This window comes from Alteromonas sp. CH_MED4-4, assembly GCF_037029575.1.
Lineage (GTDB): Bacteria > Pseudomonadota > Gammaproteobacteria > Enterobacterales > Alteromonadaceae > Alteromonas > Alteromonas macleodii.
Genome location: NZ_JAYMEU010000001.1, coordinates 109,455 through 130,353 on the forward strand (window position 1 = coordinate 109,455; position 20,899 = coordinate 130,353).

Here is a 20,899-nt window from a genome sequence, read left to right on the forward strand (position 1 = left end):
TTTTGGGTAGATAAAAGGTTACAAAACATGCCCTCTACAAAGTGGCCGCGCAGACTACCGTTTCATAAAAGAGAACGCAAATTAAAATAGGATGGTAATGGTGAAAGATGGGTTTCCAATTAACACAATCAGCGATATTGTTTCGCTTCCCAGTTTCGAGAATGTGCTTCCGGATGCTTATTATGTAGATGGAATGATCTTTGCCGTTGCCTCCGCACCAGAAATTCCCATGCCCGAACAGTGGATGCCCTGGCTCATACAGTCTAGTGACAGCCACCTTGTAGACAAAGATGTAGATAAGCTTGCTGATACATTAATGAATGGCCTGCGGGCGCATTTGGATTTTATGCGTCAGGAAAAGTCGCCCATGCCTAGTGAATTGAACGTTGCGATAGAGGTGCAAGGAACGACGAGGCCTTCGAAAGAGCTCGAAAGCTGGCTAAATGGGCTTTTACACGTGCACAAGCAATTAGAACCTGTGTGGCAAAATGCGTGGAACCATTGGGAAAAGCATTTAGAAAAAAGTAAGGCGAACAAGAAAGACTGTGACGATAACGAGCCTGAGAAAACAGAACCTGCAGAAGCTCGCCTGTCTCGATGTTTAAAGCTTTTCTCAACGCTTGCTAATATTGAATTAGCCTTGTCTTACAGAAACGACAAACAAGCTGCTCAGCTTGAAAGTAATATAAACATGCTTGTTAAACAGCTTCCTTCGGTGCTGGCAGATTACACTAAGTTGTCAGGGGAGCTAGCAGGCGCGTTACCCAATCAATTTGAAACCTTTAACAAAGTAACCTAGGGGAAAATTTGATCACTGGGAGCTGCAGGAGAAGCAAAAAACAAAAACGCTAATTCAAAATTAGCGCTGTCTTTGTTGTTGATGCCGTTGATTCAACGTGTGTTTAAGCGAAGCGGTATAGCTGTCTAGTTCAAGCTTCGCCTTTTCGTATTGCTCGTTGAGAAGCCGTGAAGCAGGCTCCCTCATAAGCGCCTTAAAGGCAATGTCTGTCTGTTTGAGCAAATGCTTGAGGTGTTGATTACTGTCATCCATGTATAGCATTCCGATAAAAACAATTCGTTAAACCCGAGAAACAGCAGGTTCTGGGCGACTGTGTGCAATGCTTACAACACTCTCAACAACAAGCTTACAATTACTTCTCACACTACACAGCAGTACTGGTTCCTTGAGTACTGACTTTTCAATAACTTTGTACGTGCGCCTTTACTATTTATTTTGGCTTAAACTTTTATAAAGATTTTACCACAGCCAGGCAAACGATGGCGAGAATGATAAGCACCGGCGCTTCATTTAAAAAGCGATAAAAGCGCGGAGAGTGTCTATTTTCGTCGCGTGCAAATTGCTTCATTAACTTAAACAAATAGAAGTGATAGCCGTAAATAGCAAGAAGCAGCAGCAACTTTATATGAAGCCACCCCGACATTTTAAACCAAGTTCCACCATAGCTGACAATAAGCGCAACGCCGAATGCCAGAGTTAACAAGGCGAATGGAGTAACAAAGAACCACAGGCGGCGCTCCATGACCTTAAATTCGTCTTTTACCACTTGAGATTTCGTTGTCGCGTGATACACGAAAAGTCGCGGTAAATAGAAAAGTCCTGCCATCCAAGCCAGCATGAAAAAGATGTGCAGCGCTTTAAACCATAAAATGTACATACTAATAATGAGCCTTTTGTAAGAAGCTTTGTAAGATATTCCACGTTACTACGCCAATAATATCGTTTAGCTCCTGATCGTAAATATAAACTGCGCCAGAGCGCGAGTTTTTAAGGTGTTCGTATACTTCGTGCAGCGTAGACTGCGCGCTAATACCTTCCATTTCGTAATAGTTTAACGCTGTTGCATCGTGTTCCAAACTCACATTGTATTGGACCAGCTTATACTGCACATCTATTTCAAATTTTAACTTCTGAATGACAATTTTTGTTGGATCGCTTTCTAAGTAGTTAATTAACGCTTGCTCCGGCGCATCGTGAAATAGCTTGTACTCGGTATTCATCGCTGCAAGTACGCCCGTTTTCTCAAGTGCTTCACGAATAGACGAGATAGCGTATGGGAGATTTTGATAATCAAGCTGGCGTATGAAAATAGAGCGGTTGCCAAAGAACTGCGTAGAAGTCACGTAAGCAGGCACAATTACCAACATGGCTGGTAGAATAATTTGCGGGCTGTACGATAGTTCCATAACCGCGGAAAGCGCTGCAAGAGGCGCGTGCAATACTGCGGTCAACATGCCTGCTATGCCTAACAGGGCGAAGCTGTTGGTAAATTCGGGTACGTCAATAAAGTACGACAGTGGCAATAAAAGTACGGCGCCAGCAAGCATGCCAATAACCATCACAGGGCCGATGATCCCTCCTGGAATACCGAGGCCAATAGCAAATACCGCCAAGATAACTTTAAACACCAAAGTAGAAACCAACAGCAGCGCGCCGGGGGAGCTATCAAATAAGTGCTCAACATCGATAAAGTTGGCGCCAAGGGCTTCAGGTATAAACATACCAATGGTACCGGTAATTAGCGCAGCAAGTATTAAACGCCACACCATGGAAACCGGCCTGAACCACGTCATCACCCGCATAAGCTGGCTATTAAATAATACCGCTAGCATGCCTAACAGAATGCCTAGCAGCACCAAGTAAAAATACATCCACTGGCTAAATGCATTAAACGATAAAAACGAAAGCTCGTTTACTTCTCCAAATACAATGCGAGTGAGCACCGAGCCACAGGCAGCAGCCAGCATGACAGGAACAAAAATATGTATTTTGTATTCCCTAAGTACCACTTCCATCACGAATATTACGGCAGCAAACGGGGTGTTGAATGATGCCGAGATCCCTGCCGCAATGCCGCAGCCTGCAAGTATTCGAATACTGTTGTAGGGCAAGCGAAGCCATTGCCCTAAGAAACTACTGCCTGACGCGCCTAAATGAACGGAAGGGCCTTCTCGACCAACAACGAAACCGCCGGCCAGGGCTAGCATGCCCCCAAAGAACTGGTTAATGGTGGTTCTAAATGGAATATGACCGTAATAGTACTTCACTCGATGAATAACGAAGGGAATACCTAAACGGTAGTGCTTGAAGCCCGTAAGAAAGGCGATAAATAGAATTAACCCTACACTGATAAATGGCATGATAAGCCAAACCAACCAGTCATAGGTAAGCACCGACTGAAGCGACGAAACGCCTGTTTCTTGTAGCCATTCTACGCACAGCCGAAACAGTATAATGATAAGCGCCGCGCAGGTTCCCCCTACAATGCCCAGCATGCACAACTGAATGGATGTGCGTGGATGAGCTACTTCCTCTCTTAAAGCCTGCAAGCGCATGTTGTGGTACAGTAGATTAACGTAAAAAGAAGCTTACCATAAACACCTAAAATTCATAATGTTTAGAGCGCCTTAGCGCACGGTGTTTTTTGTTGATGTAGATATCATGACGACAGATCAGTTAAAAGAAGTTTTAGGCAACTACAAGTGGACACTGTTAGTGGCGCTTATTATGTTTGCCATGGTTGGGTTCGGCTATAAGCTAGCGCGAATTATTGACGAAGGCGACAGCAAGAAAGTACAGGCTCAGCAAGAAACTATTGCTATTTTGTCTGAAGAAAACCATGCGCTTACTACCAAAGTGAATCAGCTGGAAGTCGCCATGGAGCTTGCCACGCTCGAGACGGAGAGTATTACCAATACATTAGGCGAACAGAAAAAAGAACTTGAGGCGCAACAAGAGTTGCTGAGTTTCTATGAACGCGTCGTGGCGCCTGAGAAAACCGACGAAGGTTTTGCCATTGAAGGGGTAGAAGTTTTTAAGTTAAGTGACAATACCTATCAACTTAGGTTGGTTCTGCTGCAGTCTAAACAGCAAAAAGCAGTAATAAATGGCAGTTTAGATATTGCCGTAGTCGGTCAGCGAAACGGTGAAGCGATCACGCTGAAATCGGGCGAATCGAGCCTGCTGGCAGAAGATATCAAATACCGCTTTCGCTTTTTCCAAGCCGTTAACGTAACTCTCACTATCGAGGAAGATATAAATCCCGAATCCATTAGTTTTTCTACAACGGTCTATCAATACAAAACCCGTAAAGGCAACTATGAGATAAGCGTGCCGTGGAATGAAGCGCTTTCGGTCGAAATAGAGTAATCGCTGTTGGGCAGCGCTAGCCTAGCCGTTAATTCAACTTTTCAACGCATCGAAAGCTTTATTCAAACAAATACCAGTAGCCATAACCCACAAGAAACGCAGGAATAGCAGAGTACACCGTGGCAATAAGCGCTGCTTTGGGTGAGAGCGCAATGGCGGGAAACAACGCGTCGCCGTCATTACTTATTGCATTGCCAAGTTGTGCTGAAAACGGAACTGCGCCATTAAGATATAAGCTGGTTACCAATATCTGTGGGCCGCAGCCAGGTAAGAACCCGATGATGATCGCCAGGCCAACTAAGCCGGGACCCATGGATTGAAGCAGCCCTGCAATGTCTAGCCCAAACCAGACAACAGACAGCTCGAACATAAGAAAAGCGAGTACTACCCATGCCAATACAAACTGTGTGTCTAGTGCGGCTTTCTCTTGCCATTTAGGCGGAGGCGGAATTAAATCCTCTTTCGTAATCGAAGCGTATCCGCTTCCCGAACCACACAAAGACCATAGTCCAAGGCTCGAAATACATAACGCGGCACCAATCAGCGTTAGCGTACTTTCACTGATAGCAAGGTAACTGTGTACGGGAAGTTGAAAGGCCAAACCAAGCGCAATCGCCAACGAGGGTAAGCTCGCAATCATCCAGAATACTTTAGAAAGTGATATGGCTTTGTGGCTTACTGTTTTGGGTTTATCACAGTTTTGCGATTGTTGGAGCGCACCATCGGCTTCAGGAGCCTGGTAATTATGAAATTTATTGACCACTAGCCCCGTCATTGCACCCACCGTGACGCTGACGGCCATTACGGTTAAGGCATCTAACGGTGCTTGGGCGAGTAACAGAAATGCGGCATCGCCCATAGTGCTGGTTAGCACTGCTACCACAGCTCCAAAGCTTGTCACACCTCGCGTGTACTGAGTGACAACGATAATAGCACCGCCGCAGCCTGGCAGAGCACCAAGTAGGGCAGATAATCCTACCTCATGTACAGGGTGCGCTTTCATATAATTACCAATGGCTTCGGCCGAAACGCGTAACGTGGCGACGTAATAAAGCGCAAGCGATGCATATACAAACGCTGCCACTTGAAAAAATGCATCTGACAACACCGATAAGGTAATCGCACGGGTGCTGTTATAAGTAAGAAGAATGGCTATAAACAGCGGCATCAACAGCCGCTTATTGGTTAAGTGAGGAAAAAAAACGTTTCTTAATAGGGCGCTAGTAAAAGAAGGTAAGTGCTTATACCGGACCACCGCCTTAGCGCTTTTTGATGTGTGAGACGCCGTATCCATTACAACTACACCCTCGACCTACTGTTATCCATGTTTAAGGCGTGCCGAGTCAAGCACGCCTAGTTTTCGCAACGCCTTAGCTCGAAAGCGTAACTGTGCCTTTCATGATGCCGATGTGACCAGGGAACGAGCAGAAAAACATATATTCTTCATCTTTGCTTAACCCTTCAACAGAAAAGGTCGTAGAAGTCTGTTCACCGCCGCCAATAATGTCAGTCGCGCCAATTACACGCTCATCGTCTGGCTTAACGTAATTGTTGTCTAAACCCGCACTCATACCGTCTGTTGCCACTGCTTGTCCGTTGGCTTTTGTTGTCATCACCCAGTTATGGCCCATGGCTTGTTTAGGTAACTGACCTGTGTGCTTCAAAGTCACGGTAAACTCGCTACAACTCGCCGGGATAACAACGTTCGACGTATTGAATTGCATGGCGTCGTTTGATTCCACAGTCACTTCGCATTCGTTAGCAAATGCACCAGAGGCCATAAGAAAAAGGGCTGTGCCACAAAGTAACTTCTTGATCATAAATAATGTCCTTTGAATTTTGGTTAACTTCACCTATCGGTGGAATTGGAAGATCCAATTTTCTTTACGAAAAAGAATAGCACTGGATCATTGTAAATGCTAACGATTATCATTTATATTGAGTGGTATATAAAGAAAGCGCTTTTATGTACATCGAGCTTTTTTGTTTTTTCACGCACAAGGGATGCACATGTCTTCGATACGAAATGCAGTTCAACACGTTCGATTTGGATACAACGACAATGAGCTGAACTCAACGCTTTTAAGAAACTATCTAGATGGCGTAACTTTCGTTGCCAACTTATTGCCAAGTGATAGAGACAAATTTTCTATCTATAAAAATGCGGTTGAGGTGCTTTATGAAACCTTGTGCGATCCGCAGGTCAGTCAGCAATGGCGGCATAGTTGTTTAGAGCATTTATACAAGCCGTTGCTTAAAGCTGAGCGCTACGCGTGTAACGAGAGTGATCGAATTGCGCTTGCGAGAATAAAAATAGACATGAACACCAGAGAGCCTGTTGATCTTTGATGTACAGCAAAGGTCTGCAAGCGCTAGTGCACCATTTTTTATAATTCACTTACTAGGACCTAGTTTTCTAATGCTACTAGCCCTAATAGGATTCTGATAAAAGCGTGGCAACCACGCCGAAAAACTAGCTATATCAACACAAGGATACGAGTCATGACAGCAACACGCACAGAACGCGACAGTATGGGCGAGCTACAGGTCCCCGAAAATGCACTCTACGGCGCGCAAACTCAGCGTGCCATTCAAAACTTCCCTGTAAGCGGGCAGCGCATGCCCGAAGCCTTCGTACGCGCGTTGATTACAGTAAAAAAAGCCGCAGCACAAGCCAACATGAAACTCAAAGTGCTGGATAAAGATCGCGGCCAAGCGATAGTTAAAGCCTGTGATGAGCTGTTGGCACTTGATGATGTGATGCAGCATTTTCCCGTTGATATATTTCAGACTGGTTCAGGCACCAGCACAAACATGAACGCCAACGAGGTCATTGCTCGCTTAGCCTCTCGTTATTCCAGCGAAGAGGTTCATCCGAATGATCATGTAAATTACGGGCAAAGTTCAAATGATGTGATCCCTACCACCATTCATGTTAGCGCGGCTATTGCATTGTCAAACGAGCTTATACCAGCCGTTGAAAGTTTAGTTCGTACTATTGAAGTTAAAGCAAAGTCGGTAGCGCAATACTGCAAAACCGGACGCACTCATCTCATGGATGCGATGCCTGTAGGCATGGATCAAAGCTTACTGGCTTGGGCTTCTCAGCTTAAGCAGCAGATTAAAACCCTGCGCGCTGTGCAGCCAGCTATTCAAACCCTTGCCCAAGGAGGCACTGCCGTGGGAACAGGTGTAAACGCCCATGCGGATTTTGCTACGACATTTTCAGATGCGCTAGGGGAGCTGACCGACATTGCGTTTAAGCCCGCTGACAATTTCTTTGCATTGATTGGCTCTCAAGACACAGCAGTGACGCTTTCCGGTGCGACAAAAAGTTTAGCCGTCACCCTTATGAAAATTGCTAATGACTTGCGCTGGATGAATTCTGGGCCTTTGGCTGGTTTAGGTGAGATTGCGCTGCCTGCGCTACAGCCAGGTTCATCGATTATGCCCGGCAAGGTAAACCCGGTTATTCCGGAAGCAGTGGCGATGGCTTCAGCACAGGTAATAGGTAACGATACGGCGATTACCGTAGGTGGGCAGTCTGGGAATTTTGAGTTAAATGTAATGCTACCAATGATTGCCAGCAATTTGCTTTCAAGTCTGTCGCTAATGACCAACAGTGCGACGCTAATCGGCGAGCAGGCGATCGAGGGCTTTACTGTAAATCAAGATAACATTGAAGCTGCGCTTTACAGAAACCCCGTGCTCGTCACCGCGCTCAACCCTGTTATTGGCTATGCTAAAGCCGCAGAAATAGCAAAAACAGCCTACAAAGAAAACAAGCCTGTTATTGATGTGGCTGAAGCGATGACAGATATCCCCAGAGGCGAGTTAGAATCACTACTAGACCCGAAAAAACTTACCACACCTTAAGCGCTGTGAGAGAACGAAGATGATAAAAAGTGCGATCTACGATCGCACTTTTTTTGTGGTGAAAGAGATGTTTGTATACAAACAGGACGCACTAAAAACTCGCATGATCCACGCTTGATTAAAAACTGCTCAACGATTGGCACGTTCTTGGCTTGTTCTAGGGTTATTATCAGGGTAAAACGTGTTTTAACCGGTATACAGTTGCTGTATGCGAACGGGATTTTTGATACAGTGACACAATAAATAAATTGTATAGCTGCGTAAGACAGCAACAGACACTAGCGCTAATAGGTTTTGCTTATTGTCATGGCTAATTGCTATGAGGAAAGTGACGCCTTTTCGGGAAGAAAAAATGACAGAAACTTGCTTTCGCATGAAGGGCACTACGCTCACCAGTATTGTGTTAGAAGTAATAGATTTTGAGCCAGATAATTTTGAAGCTCAGTTATCTCAGAAGGTCGCGAGCGCGCCGCAGTTCTTTACCCGTTCCTCACTGATTTTACATTTGATAAAGCCTTTATCTGCTACAGAGTTCGAGCTGCTGGTGGCGCTATGTCGTCGACTGCAATTGCAGCCCATGGCCGTGAAAGGTGAGGTGGCAGAGCTGAAGCCTACCATCAATGATTTGGGGTTAGCCGATGTAAGCCAAAGCAAATTTACAGACAGCGCACTTCGTTCGAACAAAGCGAGCGGAAGTGAAAACAATAATGGTAGCGGCGAAAACCCGTCTCAAACCGCACAACAAGATCAAACCGTTTCAGCGCCGCCAAAAAGTGAACCGGCTCCTGCAGCCGCAACCACGCTCAAACCTGCCAAAGTAATTAACCGTCCGGTACGTTCTGGTCAGCAAGTCTATGCCGAAGGCGGGGACTTGGTGGTAACGGCTTCTGTAAGCGAGGGGGCTGAGCTGCTTGCCGATGGTAATATTCATGTTTACGGCACCCTGCGCGGCCGCGCGTTGGCAGGCGTTAAAGGCAATACGGGAGCCCGTGTATTTTGCCAGTCGTTAGACGCGGAACTTATTTCAATTGCGGGGCAATTCATTATGCACGAAACCGTGAAAGGTGAATGTTGGAAGAAACCTGCACAAGTATATTTAGAAGACGAAACATTACGTATAGAGCCGTTGGCTTAATGCTTTGTACGCACTAATAGGAAAGAATAGATGGCAAAGATTATCGTAGTAACCTCAGGAAAAGGTGGTGTAGGCAAAACTACATCGAGTGCAGCAATAAGTACGGGACTTGCGTTAGCAGGCCATAAAACGGTAGTGATCGACTTCGATGTGGGCTTGCGAAACCTTGACCTTATCATGGGATGTGAACGCCGCGTTGTTTACGATTTTGTAAACGTCATTAATAAAGAGGCCTCACTTAAACAGGCACTAATTAAAGACAAAAGAACGGAAAACCTTTTCATTCTTCCGGCATCACAAACTCGCGATAAAGACGCGCTTACCGTTGATGGTGTGCAGGCCGTATTAGATGAGCTTAAGAAAGACTTTGAGTTTATTATCTGTGATTCGCCAGCGGGGATTGAGCAAGGCGCACAGATGGCGTTGTATTTCGCTGATGAAGCCATTGTGGTTACTAACCCTGAAGTATCGTCTGTACGTGATTCAGATCGTATTTTGGGTATTCTTCAAAGTAAATCGATGCGCGCAGAAAAGGGCGAACCGGTTAAAGAACACCTTTTATTAACCCGATACAACCCAAGTCGTGTTGAAAGTGCTGAAATGCTAAGTGTTGCAGACGTTGAAGAAATTTTGGCGATTCCACTATTGGGTGTTATTCCAGAATCTGAATCGGTGCTGAAAGCATCTAACCAAGGTCAGCCGGTTATTCTTGACGAAGAAGCTAATGCAGGACAAGCTTATGCTGACGCTGTAAAACGTCTGCTAGGCGAAACTGTTCCACATCGTTTCCTAGAAGCAGAGAAGAAAGGGTTCTTTAAGCGTCTGCTAGGAGGGAAGTAATGGGAATTTTCGACCTGCTCAAAAAGAAGCAAAAGCCAAGCACCGCAGCGGTCGCCAAAGAGCGGTTACAAATCATTGTTGCGCACGAACGTAAAAAGCGGACAGAGCCTGATTACTTGCCAATGATGCAGCAGGAAATTATTCAGGTAATTCGCAAATACGTGACGATTGCTGACGATCAAGTATCAGTACAGCTAGACAATAACGATGATTGCAGCGTACTTGAATTGAACGTGACTTTGCCAGACAGCAATAACTAAGGCTTAATCGCTTAATTAGTTATGGCTGCCTGCCAGCGTTCTTTCACCTTAGCCGCTCATTAGATCTTCATCGACATCTAGTTGTTTGGAGGCTAGCGCGATTAAACGCTCATCAAGTGGAGGCGGAGAGATATCTACGCCTTCACTGAGTTTGTCGATAACGGCGTCAAGTACGTTAACCCTTGCTTGCCACTTAAACTCGCCGTTAATTACATGCCATGGCGCATAACGCGTGTGGGTGTGCTTGAACATGTCATTTGTAGCTTCTACGTAGGCGTTTCGCATCTTGCGGTTATGCAAGTCTTCTTCGGTTAACTTCCAGCGCTTGAAAGGATTGTGCAGCCGCTCTTCAAATCGCTCGCGCTGCTCGCTTGACGAAATATGCATAAAGAGTTTGATAATACGAACCCCGCTGTCACTGAGCGTTTTCTCAAATGCGTTTATTTCTTCATAACCGCGCTGCCATACCTCTTCATCAACCAACTTATCTACTCTTTCTACAAGCACTCTTCCGTAATGTGAGCGGTCAAATATTTTAAGTGTGCCAGGGGAGGGGATGTGTTGCCAAAAGCGATAGAGAAAGTGTTTGTCTTGGTCTTCTTTTGCGGGCTTTGCCACAGGAAATACACTCACGCCACGAGGGTCTAATTTCTCAGTAATACGCCTTATAGCGCCGCCTTTTCCTGACGCATCCCATCCTTCAAACACAATAAGTGCTCGTTTTTTCTGATGAAAGTAAGATTGCTGAACGTGAAAGAGTTTTTCTTGCTGTTTCACTAACGCGTCTTTGTATTCTTCTTTGCTCGTAAAGCGAGACTGTCCGAAATCGTCAAACAGCACTGGGGTAGAAGAAGGTAATTGGGAGTTGTCGGTTGTACTCATATGCCGCCCCTTTATTCGTGTATCGTCAATATTTTAGATACGTTGACCACACTGCTATTTTCTATCTGTTAGTGTTAACTAGTTTACTTAACTTTTCTATCTCAACGTGTCACTTAACAGAAATGCCGTTAATGTGCAGTAACTTGAATCGTTAAGTTTTGCCCCAATAATTGCTAACTATCCGCAAGTATTAGATAATTGTGACCAAGCACAAAGTGCGAAAGCACGAGGTTAATGTAGAGGTGGGTATGTCTGTAGAAACGGCGTTGCCAATTGAGTTTTCAGACGCTGCAGCAGCGAAAGTGAAAGCCCTTGTTTCAGAAGAAGAAAATCCTGATTTGAAATTACGTGTTTACGTAACAGGTGGTGGTTGTTCTGGCTTCCAATATGGTTTCACGTTCGATGAGAAGGTGAACGAAGGCGATATGACCATTGAAAAAGACAGCGTAACTATGGTTGTCGACCCGATGAGCTTACAATACTTGGTCGGTGGCATTGTCGATTATGTAGATGGTCTGGAAGGTTCACGGTTTTTAGTTCAAAACCCAAATGCCACGACGACTTGTGGCTGTGGTGCAAGCTTTAGCGTTTAAGGGCTTAAGCTATACACTACTACGCTTTTTAAGCGTTGAACGTTCAGCTTTGAGCGCTTGATGTTAATACGATAGGCATACATCGCATCATTTTGTATGCCTGTCGGTTGTCTTGTTCTTAACACTTCCTTTTATTTTCAAATTCCGGCTACACTGATTTCATAGAACGACTACGGTTTAGGACAGCGTTTATGAAATTATATGGCTCCACCACTTCTCCCTACGTGCGCCGCATTCGCATCGTACTTGCGTCTACAGAACATGAATTTCTTAATCTTCAAATTTTTTCAGGTGAAGATCGCGAGTTGCTCGCCTCTCGCAACCCTACGCTTAAAGTGCCTTGTCTTGAAGATGACGGCCAAATGATTTTCGACTCTCGCATTATTTATAACTACCTTGCCGATAAGCTTGATCACGAAGGGTTAAGTTGGGAAGAAGAGAATCAACTAACCCTGATTGATGCAGCTAACGACTCCTTTGTTCAGCTTATGCTGCTGAAACGTTCAGACTTTGATATTAGCGAAGACAAAATGTATTACCGTCTTCAAAAAGAGCGAATTGAAGCTGTGTTAGATGCGCTGTCAAACCAGCTTGATGCGGGTGGATTTAGTGGTTGGACTTATCCCGAAATCTGTTTGTACAGCATGATTGACTGGGTACTTTTCCGTGAGCTACACAGCATGAAGGATTATCCTCAGCTGTTATCGTTTCATGAAAAGCACCATGATCGCATTGAGATAACGGCAACTGACCCTAGAATTTAAGCGTCAGCGTAACCAGCTACAGACAGGCTGTATTTTAGCCTTGAATGGATGACGAGAAGGGCTATTTAAACACTAATAGCCCTTTGCAAAATCAAACTGATAATTAAGCGATTCACCGTTGATGTAACGCAGCGCATTCTCTAAAAACACGTCGGCTACGTCGCTTGGCTGTGATTCTGCTGCAGTGTGAGCGGTTACTGAAATACGAGGGTGCTGCCAAAACGAATGAGCGGGGTTGAGAGGCTCGTTACGAAAGACGTCCAATACTGCATGGGCCAATGCGCGGTTGTCTAAAGCTTGCAAGAGCGCATCGTCGTCAACCGCACTGCCTCGCCCTGCGTTAATAAATACACTGTGGGGTTTCAGCGCACTAAAAAATTCGTGAGAAAGCATGTTTTGCGTAGATGGCGTGTCGGGCATTAAATTCACCACGTGGTCACATGCTCTGGCAAACGCTTCGATAGTGTCGGGTGTATAAACAGCATAGGCACCTTCCACTGCATGCCCGCTTCGGGTTAAACCCACAACGCTCATACCCAATGCGTGAGCAACGGGGATTAATGCTTGCCCAATACTGCCCAGTCCAGCAATGCCAAGCGTTTGACCATTTAGCGGCATTCGCTTTGATGCTTCCCATATTGGCTGAGCGGCACGCTGGTTTTGCTCAAAAGCCTTTACGTTTCTGGCATGCCCAAGCAAGTAAGCAAAAACATACTCTCTCATGAGTTTACCGAAAATTCCCTTTAGTCCGGTAAGTATGTAGTTCTTCTTATCGGCATTTAGAAGGGGAGCATTGCCTGCCCAGGTAGACTGACACCAGGTGAGTGCTGAACATGTATCAATAATTCGAGACGCAAGGTCGGGGTCTGCAAGCAGTACCGTAACGGCTTCTGAATTTACATCTTCAGGGCATTGAGCAATTTGTTTAAGCGTTAAAAGCGGGTGGCCATCAGCGCCTATGAAGTCGTTATTATCTGCTATTCTTTGGCGAATCGCTTCGGCAATATCATTCGCCTCATCGCTCAAAATAGTCAGTTCAATCCTCTTTGAACTCCTTGCTGTCATTTGCTTAACACTCCTAAAGTAAACTTTTCTTTCCTCTGTCTGACTGCACAATCGTAATGCCAGTTGTTCTAAAAATGTGATTTAAGTTTTACATTTTTGTAAACAGTGTTGGTGTCATGTACATGCACCTGAAGTCAATTTGCAACGGAATCGCTATGCAGTCAGAAAACAAATTCCAAAACTCAACAGATGTTGATGTAACGCACGCTAAGGTGCTTTCACCTAAGCGTAACACGACCCAAGCCGAAACAACGCAGGCTTTAGTTGAGGAACAATTATCTCATTTCGGTATAAATGCTGAGAGCGACTACGGTAGGGCACTCGCCAACACCGCTCATCACTTATATGGTGCTCAAGCAAGCGTTATGCAGCTATGGGATATTACGAGTAATACGCTACAAGGACTTGATAAAGAAGACAGACTGGCTTATTTCAACGCTAAAAAGTTTCTGTCTTTTCAAATTGCGAAGATACTGGATACGTTGCAAAACCCATTTCGTGCCACGTACCAAAGTTTGTCGAGTGGCAATGGCTCGCAAGGGCACTATCCACTGTTCGACAATGTCACGGCACTTTTTTCTGCAACACCCGTGGTGGTAAGAACAGCGACTTATGTGTATGCCTGTACTGAATGGGTCGACGACGCGTTTCAAGGCAAAGAATTTACTCACCAAATTTATTCACGTCTGTTAAACCCAACGAATATTTCCCTTGCTAACGCCATTGTGGATATGGAAGCGGGTCCTTACGCTGCCGAATATCTAGCCTGGAACTTCAACTCGGGCATGGCTGCCATTGATGCGTGTTTATCAAATGTTCTTAGTCATGGCGATGTACTGATTGTTTCGAGGAACGTGTACGGCGGAGTGTACCAGCTACTTCATGATTATTTCGCCCGCAGCAACCGAATGGACATACAGATTGCGTGGTTTGACGGTTATGACGCACAGAGCTTTGCAGAGTTCATGCAGCAAACTAAAACTGAACATGCGTCGCGCTTGAACAATGGTGCGAAAATGCACGTGTATTTAGAGTCGCCTTGTAACCCACATGGTTACGTATTGGATGTGCCTGGGATCTGTGAATTAGCGCATGCACAAGATGCGTTGGTAATGTTGGACTCCACCCTTGCGACACCTGTACTGCACCAGCCACTTCAGCATAAAAACAAAGCTGCACGACCTGACTATGTGATCCACAGCTACACTAAAGATTTGTGTGGTAGCGGTGCTACCACAGCAGGCGTAGTTATTGGCGAAGGGCACCGCATGTTCCAGCCAAAAGGCAGTTCAGCAAATGGTGTTGATTGGTCACAGACCATGTTTTGGGATGTGTACTACATCAAAGGTGCGTTCTTAGATTCTGAAAAGGCCTTTGATGTATTAAACGGCATGAAGACCTTAGAGCAGCGCATGATGACCAAGGTCATCAATACGCAAGTGTTTACTGCATTTTTGAATGCCCACGATCAAATTCGCGTTAACTGTCACGCACTGCCTGAACACAGTAATGCCGGTTTGCGTGAAAAGCAGCATACACACGGCTGGCCGTGTACTTTATTCACGGTTGATATGGCGCCGGCAAACCTTCCTCGCGATGTATTTGTGCGGTTCTTCGATGCCCTAGAGCCTGCATTCAGCCACCAAGTGAGTATTGGCCAGAATAATACGATAATTTTATGCCCGGCGCTGACCTCTCACTCTGAGCTCAGCTCAGACGAGCAGAAGAAAGCAGGGATAGAACTGACCACTATGCGTATCGCCATGGGTACCGACAACGTTAAACAGCTCATTGCCCACTTTATGCTAGCCGCCAAACATTTTATCGAGCCTCATGTTCCAGGATTTTGTGAAAAGTTTATGGCAAATGCTGACATCGACAATCTGTATTTGTCGGTAAGTGAAAGAGTAAGTTCACAGCACTTTGGCAGCAAGGCCAGTATGGATTCACTGATGAAAGGTGCGTAGGTTCATTTTTTAGCTCAAGAAGTTGCTTTGAGCTGTCGATAAAAAATATTGAGGATGTTCTCCTTCTCCCGGGCCTTTCCTTACGCGGGCTCGGGATTTTTTTATTTATAGCAAAGGTAAATGACGCTAGAGCGCCTAACTTTTGTTATAAGGTAAGATAGACACAGATCTTTAACGTCAAAGAATATCTAAGGCAGCCTTATGCACGAGTTTAAAATTGATGTAACGCTAGATGCATCATTGCCCTTTGTTTTTGCAGCATTTCACGAGCCTGAATATCTTAGTGAGTGGTTTGCGCCGGGCGATTGTTCGGTCACACAAATCATGAGTGATTTCAAGGAAGGCGGTCGCTATCGCATAAAGATGATGGATCCCAGCGGTATTGAAATGTCATTGACTGGTGAGTACGTGACTATTTTAGCGAACGAGCAGCTGTCGTTCTCTTGGGCGTGGGAAGATGATATGGAAGAGTCGGTGATGACATCAGTGGACATTCACTTCGAAAAGACTGAAGAGGGGAATGTAAGGTTGGTGCTCATTCAGCAAGGCTTTCTCAATAAGCAAGAGTGCGATCAGCACAACTACGCGTGGATGTCGTGCCTAGAAAAACTTGCCGTATTAGCCGCTAAGAAAAAGTCGTTTAACTAAGGCCATATTTAAATAGTGAGAACGCGTTAGCATTACGCATCGTGTTATTTCAAATAACGCTTTTGAAAAGGGCAGAGCGCTAGGCTCTGCCCAAAGACAATCAGGTCAGCGAAGTCATCGCGTCCTTCCCACTCTTCTCGCGGTAGGTTTCAAAATCGTTGTAGCCTTCAACACCACCTCCGTACCACGACGATGGATCGTCAAAGGACTCGAGAGGGTAATTATGCTTAAATCGTGTCGGAAGATCTGGATTCGTGATCCAAGGTCTTCCAAACGCAATCATGTCACCATCGCCATCAGATAAACGTTTCTCGGCTTCTTCTTTGGTGTAGCCACAGTTTCCAATGATCATACCGTCGAATAGTGCTCTAAATTCAGCAAGGGTCATGGCTTCGCCTCGTTCATGGAAGCCAAAGGCCAAGCCATCCATTACGTGTAAATAACCTATCTCCAATTTGTTTAGCTGTTGGGCAACAAAGGTAAAGGTTTCACGAAAATCATCGGCCCCCATATCGTTAAATACACCGTTTGGCGATAATCTCACGCCAACGTGCTCTTTATCCCACACGCTCAACACTGCGTCCATCACCTCGGCCAAAAAGCGGTAGCGGTTATCGACACTACCACCATAATTATCGGCGCGCTGATTGCTGCGGCTATCCAAAAATTGATTGATGAGATAGCCATTTGCAGCATGAACTTCCACACCGTCGAATCCGGCTGCCTTGGCGTTAACGGCCGCTTTTTTGTAGTCTTGCACTGTGCGTTTTATATCGTCAAAGGTCATCGCCTTCGGCACTTCGTAGGGCTTCTTGCCTTTAGGCGTGTGAATTTCGTCCCCTTCAATTTTTATTGCTGATGCAGACAGGGGCAAATTTCCATTGTGGAAATCGCTGTGTGATGCGCGTCCAGTATGCCAGAGCTGCAAAACGATTTTTCCCCCTGCCTCGTGCACTCTATTGACCACCGAGCGCCAGCCCTCGACCATTTTGTCGGTATAAATTCCAGGGGTATCAACCCAGCCTATGCCTTCTTCTGAAATGGCCGTTGCTTCAGTAATAATGAGCCCTGCATCTGCGCGTTGTACATAGTGATCGCCCATAATTTTATTGGGTATGCGGTCGGCGCCAGCTCTACCTCTCGTCATAGGGGCTAATACCATGCGGTTTTGCAATGTATTCTCTGCCCAATCAAACGAGCTAAAAAGTACTGAGTCTGTCATTCTTATTCCTTATTCAACGTAGAATAGATTGATGTTGAAGCGCTAAGCGTATTGGTGCTCAAAACGCTATAAGATAGTAGTGAATACAGAGATAGCGAGAAGTTGGATTTGTGGAAAGTTGTCCTTGAAACTAATTAAACACAACGGCAGGGAATGGCATCGGTTTGAAAAAAAGCGCCCGAAGGCGCTGTAAAGTGTATTGCAGGGAGATTTAAAGTATCAAAGCCGCTAGGTTTACGTCGAACCTTAGGCCCAGAACAATCGCATCATCAAGTGCTATGACTCTGTCGCGCTGTGCGAATTGGTCGGGGTTGATAATGTAATGAACGTTCGGCTGAATTCTTACGTGGTCGTTGAGTTGATAACCATAACTTAGCTCTAACATAGTTTGGCTGCTTGCTGGTGTACCAACCCCGCCGTTTATGCTTCTTAATATACGCTGGTCTTCCAACGCTTCGTCACTGTACTGTTGGCGGGTAAATACGAAGCCAATGGTATCGTCAGGGCGTGAGGCCAGTGTGCCTCGTAATACGAAGCCCGCTTTTATATAGTAGTCTTCAATCAGGCCGCCCGATGTACCGGTTAGCACTGCACCGAATAGTGTTAACCCTTCTTTCGTTAGTGGGTTAGGACGAGTAACAGTTTGTTCAAAACGTGCGAATATACCCGAGCGACCGTTTCTAACAGCGTAATCATTGCCTGACTGCGCCGCATAGTTGCCCTCCTCATCAAAGACTGGGTCGGTGTAGTCTGCGCCATCGTACCAACCGCCAATTTCGTAGCGTCTTGGAAGTTCGTCATTGTCCCACGTAGTTTGATAGCCCAGAGTGAAGGGCACAACAACACCTGTAGCCTCATTAGTCGCCCAATCGAAGCCGTGATCGCCTAAGTCTTGATGACTGGTGTTATCTTCATAGACGCCGGTATGAAAGTATGTTTTTGGCGAAAGCCAGTATTTCGCATGGCCACCCCAACTTGAAACCGGCCACCAAGTAAAGTTACTGGTTCTAAATACAAAGGTTGGGTTCCCACAAGCAGCATTGGTTTGAAAGTACTGACAAAGTTCAGAGCCTAAAAAGCTGATATTCGCTACTGTGCGGCCACCTTCCAGTTCTAAATCGCCATCTAAAAACGAGGAAGAAATCGTAAACCGTGCAAGACGGGTATTTTGGCCGCCAAAGATTTCTTGTACGGACGTACTGTTACCAATGTAGTGCTCGGCTAAGTTTTTGCCGTGTCGGTTTGTCATGGCAATATGAATTTTGGTGTCTTTCCAGCCCGCTAGCGTATTTAAATCTAATTCCCCACCTACAAAGAGCTGACCAGCATAGGCACTGCCTCTGCGTTCACCACCGTCAATATTGGTGGCTGACTCACCCGTATAACTTGCTTGAAAGTCAAACGCGTCTTGAAACTTACTTTGTGATGCTGACGCAGTGGCGGCAACAATGGCGGTGCTTGCGAGGAGCGCTGTTTGCAAGCCTGTCTTACATCCAGAAAAGCGACGGGTAACTGTAGGTGTTTTCATCATTATTCTCTCAATTAAAAATGTTTATCAACCGCAGCTTGTTATAAGCGTGTGACTGATGACATCTACGCATTTGTTGCTAACTCCTTGTTGACGCAAGATAAATCAGAGTTAGCTAACGTTACAACGCGTTAACATATGCTTATTTTGAACGAAATCTAACTAACCTTTGTTATTAAATCAACCTTGTTTATTTATTTCTTTTGCTACATTTGTGTGTTTTTCGTTAATAGTGGGGAGATGCGATGGCAATATTTCAAGGTGAATAGAAAGCGCTCAGTGAGGCTTTCTATCTTGGTTATGTTATTGTCTATTAAGAAATTTTCAAAGGACGTTTCATCCGTTTAATAACAGTCACGCATTTTCTGTTAACGGTCGTCTACATATAAAGTCTAATTTTTAACGCAATTTGAAATAAGTAAATCAAATTGATTTATTGACAGGGGTAAAGAGCAATGCTTAAATTGGTTAACTAATTTTTTACAAGCGAAAGGCCGTTCTTATGAAAAACAACGCCCCTTTGGTTTCCAAAGACACATTGATTCCCTTTGTATTGTTAACGATTTGCTTTGCTGCATGGGGTGTGGCTGCGAACATGACAGACCCTTTGGTAAAGGTATTTAGTAAAATATTTACCATGTCGTCTTTGCAATCGGCATTGGTTCAATTTGCCTATTATGGCGCGTATTTTTGCTTAGCCATTCCTGCTGCTTTTATCAACAAGCGCTTTTCTTATAAAACAGGTGTATTGACCGGACTGGGCTGCGCGGCCGCGGGGGCATTTCTGTTTTATCCAGCCAGTCAAACCATGACTTACGGTTTTTTCCTTGCTGCACTTTTTGTATTGGCTGGTGGATTATCCATTCTGGAAACGTCGGCGAACCCTTACGTCATGGCGATGGGAAATCAAAAAAGTGCGACACGCCGTTTAAATCTAGCTCAAGCATTTAATCCCGTTGGTACTAATTTAGGTGTGTTTTTGGCTGCAACGCTTATATTACCAAACCTGAATCAGGCATCTGCACAAGAGCGTGCCGCCATGTCGGTAAGCGAGCTTAAAAACGTGATAGGGGCTGAGCTTGATGCGGTAATGCTTCCTTATGTAGGTATGGCATGTGTACTCGTTTTGGTTTGGGTTGCAATCTTCCTGATCAAAGCGCCAATTCAAGAATCGGTTGAGTCTAGTGTGGAAGACGTTAAGTTGGGCGCTTCGCTTAAGCGGTTAGTAGCCAACAAGCATTATCGTTTTGGCGTTTTGGCTCAGTTTTTTAATGTCGGAGCACAAACGTGCGTGTGGACCTTCACCATCCAATATGCAATGAAAGCGACAGGTGGCAACGAAGTGAGTGGTGGTGAAATTTTACAATACAGCATGATTGTATTTCTAATTTCTCGCTTCGTGATGACGTGGGTTATGCAGTACCTCTATCCAGCTAGACTGCTAATGATCATGTCACTGATTGCCATGGCGCTATGTATCTTCATGACACAGTCTCCTAATTTAGCAGGCGTAATCGCATTGGTATCTATCTCTGCCTGTTTGTCACTCATGTTTCCAACGATTTACGGCATTGCGCTTGAAGGTCTGGGGGAAGACACCAAGCTAGGCGCAGCAGGTCTTGTGATGGCGATTCTCGGCGGTGCCATTATGCCGCTCTTCCAAGCCGCCATTATTGATAGCGCAGGTGTTGTTGTATCATATATTGTTCCAGCTATTTGCTTCTTGCTTGTAGGTGGCTACGGCTACTTCGATATGCGCGCTAAAAAGAGCAGCGCTAAGCCTCAGTCCGATATAGACGCAGATGCCCTTAAAAAGATGGAAATGGGAATAGCTAAATAGTATTTCTTCAGAAACGTGTACGGGGCCAGTGATTCTATCACTGGCCTTTTTTGTATATTGAATACGTTATGTATTCCACTTTTTTGAGGAATGCACTCAATTAGTTAACAG

General features: G+C 45.3%; 21 protein-coding genes. 12 read left to right on the forward strand and 9 right to left on the reverse strand.

All coding sequences use genetic code 11. The features are described from left to right. Window positions 1–97: 97 nt before the first annotated feature. Window positions 98–799, forward strand: coding sequence for a UPF0149 family protein (locus WA381_RS00465; RefSeq protein WP_039226366.1), 702 nt, complete (start codon window positions 98–100; stop codon window positions 797–799). Window positions 800–859: 60 nt separating this feature from the next. Here the strand turns inward: WA381_RS00465 and WA381_RS00470 are convergent, their stop codons facing one another. The 3 genes from WA381_RS00470 to WA381_RS00480 form a co-directional block, all read right to left on the reverse strand. Beyond that, window positions 860–1,051, reverse strand: coding sequence for a hypothetical protein (locus WA381_RS00470; protein ID WP_014950582.1), 192 nt, complete (start codon window positions 1,049–1,051; stop codon window positions 860–862). A 196-nt stretch (window positions 1,052–1,247) separates the two neighbouring features. Then, window positions 1,248–1,676 (reverse strand): CopD family protein, encoded by a 429-nt coding sequence (locus WA381_RS00475; protein WP_156086868.1) that lies wholly within the window; start codon window positions 1,674–1,676, stop codon window positions 1,248–1,250. Window position 1,677: 1 nt separating this feature from the next. Then, on the reverse strand, window positions 1,678–3,354 hold the full coding sequence (locus WA381_RS00480) for a chloride channel protein (protein ID WP_039235311.1): 1,677 nt from the start codon (window positions 3,352–3,354) through the stop codon (window positions 1,678–1,680). A 106-nt stretch (window positions 3,355–3,460) separates the two neighbouring features. Here WA381_RS00480 and WA381_RS00485 point away from each other — a divergent pair, with 106 nt between their 5' ends. Continuing rightward, entirely contained in the window at window positions 3,461–4,168 is a 708-nt protein-coding gene (locus tag WA381_RS00485) for a DUF6776 family protein (protein WP_039235602.1), read from the forward strand. Window positions 4,169–4,226: 58 nt separating this feature from the next. Here WA381_RS00485 and WA381_RS00490 read toward each other — a convergent pair whose 3' ends face one another. Together WA381_RS00490 and azu are read right to left on the reverse strand one after the other, a co-directional pair. After that, window positions 4,227–5,462 (reverse strand): putative manganese transporter, encoded by a 1,236-nt coding sequence (locus tag WA381_RS00490; protein WP_156086867.1) that lies wholly within the window; start codon window positions 5,460–5,462, stop codon window positions 4,227–4,229. Between the two features lie 76 nt (window positions 5,463–5,538). Then, entirely contained in the window at window positions 5,539–5,988 is a 450-nt protein-coding gene (gene azu, locus WA381_RS00495) for an azurin (RefSeq protein ID WP_061095795.1), read from the reverse strand. 190 nt (window positions 5,989–6,178) lie between these two features. Between azu and WA381_RS00500 the strand changes: the two genes are divergently transcribed. From WA381_RS00500 to minE, 5 genes are all read left to right on the forward strand, one after another. Next, the gene (locus tag WA381_RS00500; protein ID WP_014980170.1) at window positions 6,179–6,517 is read left to right on the forward strand and encodes a hypothetical protein; all 339 of its coding nucleotides are present in this window, start codon (window positions 6,179–6,181) and stop codon (window positions 6,515–6,517) included. Window positions 6,518–6,670: 153 nt separating this feature from the next. After that, entirely contained in the window at window positions 6,671–8,044 is a 1,374-nt protein-coding gene (locus tag WA381_RS00505; protein ID WP_075176833.1) for a class II fumarate hydratase, read from the forward strand. 352 nt (window positions 8,045–8,396) lie between these two features. Continuing rightward, on the forward strand, window positions 8,397–9,179 hold the full coding sequence (gene minC / locus WA381_RS00510; RefSeq protein ID WP_075176834.1) for a septum site-determining protein MinC: 783 nt from the start codon (window positions 8,397–8,399) through the stop codon (window positions 9,177–9,179). 30 nt (window positions 9,180–9,209) lie between these two features. Continuing rightward, window positions 9,210–10,019, forward strand: a complete 810-nt coding sequence (gene minD, locus WA381_RS00515) for a septum site-determining protein MinD (RefSeq protein WP_014977272.1) — start codon at window positions 9,210–9,212, stop codon at window positions 10,017–10,019. Continuing rightward, window positions 10,019–10,279, forward strand: coding sequence for a cell division topological specificity factor MinE (gene minE / locus WA381_RS00520; RefSeq protein ID WP_014950572.1), 261 nt, complete (start codon window positions 10,019–10,021; stop codon window positions 10,277–10,279). Before minD ends, minE begins: the two co-directional genes overlap by 1 nt. Before the next feature lie 48 nt (window positions 10,280–10,327). On the opposite strand, the gene WA381_RS00525 is transcribed toward minE, so the two are convergent. Continuing rightward, a complete protein-coding gene (locus WA381_RS00525; protein ID WP_014950571.1) occupies window positions 10,328–11,161 on the reverse strand; it encodes a polyphosphate kinase 2 family protein in 834 nt (277 codons plus the stop codon). Window positions 11,162–11,409: 248 nt separating this feature from the next. Here WA381_RS00525 and erpA point away from each other — a divergent pair, with 248 nt between their 5' ends. Continuing rightward, on the forward strand, window positions 11,410–11,754 hold the full coding sequence (gene erpA / locus WA381_RS00530; RefSeq protein ID WP_014950570.1) for an iron-sulfur cluster insertion protein ErpA: 345 nt from the start codon (window positions 11,410–11,412) through the stop codon (window positions 11,752–11,754). A 191-nt stretch (window positions 11,755–11,945) separates the two neighbouring features. Further along, complete coding sequence (locus tag WA381_RS00535; RefSeq protein ID WP_156086866.1) at window positions 11,946–12,518, forward strand: glutathione S-transferase family protein; 573 nt, start codon at window positions 11,946–11,948, stop codon at window positions 12,516–12,518. Window positions 12,519–12,590: 72 nt separating this feature from the next. Here WA381_RS00535 and WA381_RS00540 read toward each other — a convergent pair whose 3' ends face one another. Beyond that, window positions 12,591–13,583, reverse strand: a complete 993-nt coding sequence (locus WA381_RS00540) for a D-2-hydroxyacid dehydrogenase (protein WP_156086865.1) — start codon at window positions 13,581–13,583, stop codon at window positions 12,591–12,593. Between the two features lie 155 nt (window positions 13,584–13,738). On the opposite strand from WA381_RS00540, the gene WA381_RS00545 reads away from it, so the two are divergent. Together WA381_RS00545 and WA381_RS00550 are read left to right on the forward strand one after the other, a co-directional pair. After that, a complete protein-coding gene (locus WA381_RS00545; RefSeq protein WP_075176837.1) occupies window positions 13,739–15,550 on the forward strand; it encodes a trans-sulfuration enzyme family protein in 1,812 nt (603 codons plus the stop codon). A gap of 201 nt (window positions 15,551–15,751) precedes the next feature. After that, complete coding sequence (locus WA381_RS00550) at window positions 15,752–16,198, forward strand: SRPBCC family protein (protein WP_014950566.1); 447 nt, start codon at window positions 15,752–15,754, stop codon at window positions 16,196–16,198. A 100-nt stretch (window positions 16,199–16,298) separates the two neighbouring features. On the opposite strand, the gene WA381_RS00555 is transcribed toward WA381_RS00550, so the two are convergent. Further along, window positions 16,299–17,420 (reverse strand): alkene reductase, encoded by a 1,122-nt coding sequence (locus WA381_RS00555; RefSeq protein ID WP_156086864.1) that lies wholly within the window; start codon window positions 17,418–17,420, stop codon window positions 16,299–16,301. Between the two features lie 211 nt (window positions 17,421–17,631). Continuing rightward, the gene (locus WA381_RS00560; RefSeq protein WP_156086863.1) at window positions 17,632–18,951 is read right to left on the reverse strand and encodes a carbohydrate porin; all 1,320 of its coding nucleotides are present in this window, start codon (window positions 18,949–18,951) and stop codon (window positions 17,632–17,634) included. A gap of 499 nt (window positions 18,952–19,450) precedes the next feature. Between WA381_RS00560 and fucP the strand changes: the two genes are divergently transcribed. Then, a complete protein-coding gene (fucP, locus tag WA381_RS00565; protein WP_014950563.1) occupies window positions 19,451–20,788 on the forward strand; it encodes an L-fucose:H+ symporter permease in 1,338 nt (445 codons plus the stop codon). Window positions 20,789–20,899: the final 111 nt, after the last annotated feature.

Coding starts and splice junctions, on each gene's coding strand:
- minC (WP_075176834.1), top strand. CDS start 8,397: ATGACAGAAACTTGCTTTCGCATGAAGGGCACTACGCTCACCAGTATT.
- WA381_RS00525 (WP_014950571.1), bottom strand. CDS start 11,161: ATGAGTACAACCGACAACTCCCAATTACCTTCTTCTACCCCAGTGCTG.
- WA381_RS00470 (WP_014950582.1), bottom strand. CDS start 1,051: ATGGATGACAGTAATCAACACCTCAAGCATTTGCTCAAACAGACAGAC.
- erpA (WP_014950570.1), top strand. CDS start 11,410: ATGTCTGTAGAAACGGCGTTGCCAATTGAGTTTTCAGACGCTGCAGCA.
- WA381_RS00535 (WP_156086866.1), top strand. CDS start 11,946: ATGAAATTATATGGCTCCACCACTTCTCCCTACGTGCGCCGCATTCGC.
- WA381_RS00465 (WP_039226366.1), top strand. CDS start 98: ATGGTGAAAGATGGGTTTCCAATTAACACAATCAGCGATATTGTTTCG.
- WA381_RS00480 (WP_039235311.1), bottom strand. CDS start 3,354: ATGCGCTTGCAGGCTTTAAGAGAGGAAGTAGCTCATCCACGCACATCC.
- WA381_RS00485 (WP_039235602.1), top strand. CDS start 3,461: ATGACGACAGATCAGTTAAAAGAAGTTTTAGGCAACTACAAGTGGACA.
- WA381_RS00545 (WP_075176837.1), top strand. CDS start 13,739: ATGCAGTCAGAAAACAAATTCCAAAACTCAACAGATGTTGATGTAACG.
- WA381_RS00555 (WP_156086864.1), bottom strand. CDS start 17,420: ATGACAGACTCAGTACTTTTTAGCTCGTTTGATTGGGCAGAGAATACA.
- WA381_RS00550 (WP_014950566.1), top strand. CDS start 15,752: ATGCACGAGTTTAAAATTGATGTAACGCTAGATGCATCATTGCCCTTT.
- fucP (WP_014950563.1), top strand. CDS start 19,451: ATGAAAAACAACGCCCCTTTGGTTTCCAAAGACACATTGATTCCCTTT.
- WA381_RS00505 (WP_075176833.1), top strand. CDS start 6,671: ATGACAGCAACACGCACAGAACGCGACAGTATGGGCGAGCTACAGGTC.
- azu (WP_061095795.1), bottom strand. CDS start 5,988: ATGATCAAGAAGTTACTTTGTGGCACAGCCCTTTTTCTTATGGCCTCT.
- minD (WP_014977272.1), top strand. CDS start 9,210: ATGGCAAAGATTATCGTAGTAACCTCAGGAAAAGGTGGTGTAGGCAAA.
- WA381_RS00540 (WP_156086865.1), bottom strand. CDS start 13,583: ATGACAGCAAGGAGTTCAAAGAGGATTGAACTGACTATTTTGAGCGAT.
- WA381_RS00490 (WP_156086867.1), bottom strand. CDS start 5,462: ATGGATACGGCGTCTCACACATCAAAAAGCGCTAAGGCGGTGGTCCGG.
- WA381_RS00475 (WP_156086868.1), bottom strand. CDS start 1,676: ATGTACATTTTATGGTTTAAAGCGCTGCACATCTTTTTCATGCTGGCT.
- WA381_RS00560 (WP_156086863.1), bottom strand. CDS start 18,951: ATGATGAAAACACCTACAGTTACCCGTCGCTTTTCTGGATGTAAGACA.
- minE (WP_014950572.1), top strand. CDS start 10,019: ATGGGAATTTTCGACCTGCTCAAAAAGAAGCAAAAGCCAAGCACCGCA.
- WA381_RS00500 (WP_014980170.1), top strand. CDS start 6,179: ATGTCTTCGATACGAAATGCAGTTCAACACGTTCGATTTGGATACAAC.